The following is a 2,457-nucleotide window of genomic DNA, read 5'->3' as shown; positions in this document are numbered from 1 at the left end:
AGAATTTGTATAGTGTTTTATAGCCCAGCTTTTCCGCTCCTTCGGAGCGCAAAACTTGGACCAAAATTTTTACCTCAACTTGGGAGTAAAAAATCTTTTTTCTTTTTTTAACTTTTTATTTATATCCTATTTTTAAGATGAAATTTACATCCTGTACTCTAAAGTAATCATAATTCAACTCATCATTGGATATTAAAACATCAGTCATATTGTTTGGAATGGCAACTAAAACAGTTTTAAAATCACTTATTCTATTTTTTGGCACATTAAAATGTATGGAATATATTTCATCGGATGAATTTTCCAAATCTTCCAAAAGGAATGGATTTAATTCAATTACTTCCTGGTTTAACATTTCCTTATTTTCAAGTGTTCTATTTAAACTTTCCAAAATCCAGTAAGTGCCTGAGTTTTTCACAGATTCATCGCTTATCAGATAATATTCATATTCCTCTAACGATTCCTTATATACTCTAAAGTTTTTGCAAAGCCATAATGATCTTTCATCATTTTCATGATTAGTCAAGTTAGGATTGCTGTCATGATTGCAAAGGCCATCATCATAATTTTCACCAAACAGCTCAAGGTCATTGAAATTATACACTGCAAAATGGGAATAAAAGTCACATTTCACTGTCCTGTTCACAGTTACAATGTCATTATCATTGACATTATCATCTTCATAATCAAAATCAGTTCCCATCTTTATAGGTCTTATTTCACTGTTTAAAGGATAAATAGCCATTGAACTTTTAACACTACCATTAAACAGATTTTCATTTACAAGCGAATCGTAATTGTTTTTGATCTTAATGAGCTTATTGTATGAAATTGCATTTGACATTATCATTTCATCACTTGAACTTTCACTGTAAAACTCACCATTTTCAAAATTTTTATTCTTGATTGCAAGTCCTGGAATAATCTTTTTTGATACAATTCCATTATTCAATCTCTCATATTCTTCCCAATTTTCAGGATTTCCAGGATTACTCAAAAGATAATCAGATGACTGAATAGCAATATTTTCAAGAGATGAAAGCTCCTCTTCACTTAACATTTTTTCATTGAGGCCATCACTTAAATTAGCTACCACACCTATTATGAAAACAAGCAGTATGATTGATAGAAGCAGTTCACTTGAGTATAGGAGGCCGTATTGATCTTTAATTAAATCTTCCATAATCAATCTCCTAAAAGCCGCTCATTCCATACTTTACCTTATGGCCATGAGAGTCAAGGTAGAGAATCTCATTCAAACCGTCCTCATCATTATAGATGACTTCAACACCTGAATAGATATCATCGCTGAAAATCACATGGTCTGATCCGCAAGCGGAAACACGGCCTGTTTCATTTGTCTTATGAGGATTTATAAATGTTTCAAAGCCATAATGCTCACAACCTCCCTTTCCTTCAAGTCTGCATAGATAACATGCCCCATCTCTGCTTTCATGATAGTATCCATTGTCTCTGCAGTTTTTCATAACCTTTCCATTGTCATCGCCATGGTGCTTGTAAGGGTCATATGGACATTTTTTGATAATCAATGGAGAGCTTGCATTGATATAGAAAGAGTGGTTTTCAACACCATTTGCCCTTAAGAATTCAGACAATGAGTTTCCATAATTGTATGAACTGTCATTGTAGCTAAGGCCAGAATAGTCTTTTAAGTAAAGAAGAGGAACAGGATCTCTTAAGCCAATGCAATCAACATCAGATGATATGACTCTTTCAAATGAATAGTCTCCCTTCACGCTTGAAACATATGTCTTGAATTTGTATGAGAAGGGATTTGATGTGTTTTCAATAGCTATCAAGGATGAATTGATACGGATATTATAGTTTTCAAGGTATTCCTGGTTTTTTACAGATAGCTTTTCATCAATGATTTTCTTCAAATCGCTTTTTGAGTCCAAACATGGCCTTTTGCTTTTCATTACCTCTTCACTTAACTCTTCCAAAGCTTCGCGTTCAATAAGCGGAAGGTTTCTTATGTAGTTATTTACAATATATTGGTAATTGTTGGATGAAATGATCTCATTGTTTTCATCTTCGTGATTAATCACTGTATTCAAGACGATTATTGACAGTAACAAGAAGCCAATTAGAATCAAGCTTGCTATGATGATTGAAAAGTTTCCATTCTCATCATTAAAAAATTCTTTCAAAGACTTATATTGAAACTTTTTATTCTCTTCATATCCTTTATTTTTATTATTAATCTTCATTGATAGCTTTATTATTAAAAATAATATTTATATCTTACTTAATTCTAATTTTAATCTTTTTTAATCATTATAATTTTATAAAAAGAGTGTAAATTACTTGTTTATTGTAATTTTTCACTTTTGCTTTAATTTAACGATTTCATTCAATACTTAATTTGTTAAAGAATAGCCTTTAACTTAAAACTTTATTATAGATGAATTATAAATAAAATAGTATTATAAGTAA

Annotated in this window: 2 protein-coding genes; both read right to left on the bottom strand. The window is 30.9% G+C overall.

The features are described from left to right. Window positions 1-115: 115 nt before the first annotated feature. A complete protein-coding gene (locus tag VW161_RS08850) occupies window positions 116-1,183 on the bottom strand; it encodes a hypothetical protein (protein ID WP_304093542.1) in 1,068 nt (355 codons plus the stop codon). 10 nt (window positions 1,184-1,193) lie between these two features. Then, window positions 1,194-2,171, bottom strand: coding sequence for a hypothetical protein (locus tag VW161_RS08845; protein WP_304102769.1), 978 nt, complete (start codon window positions 2,169-2,171; stop codon window positions 1,194-1,196). Window positions 2,172-2,457 lie beyond the last annotated feature (286 nt).

Source organism: Methanobrevibacter ruminantium, assembly GCF_016294135.1.
GTDB lineage: Archaea > Methanobacteriota > Methanobacteria > Methanobacteriales > Methanobacteriaceae > Methanobrevibacter > Methanobrevibacter ruminantium_A.
Note: the sequence above shows the minus strand (reverse complement) of the source record. Positions and strands in the feature narration are given on the sequence as shown.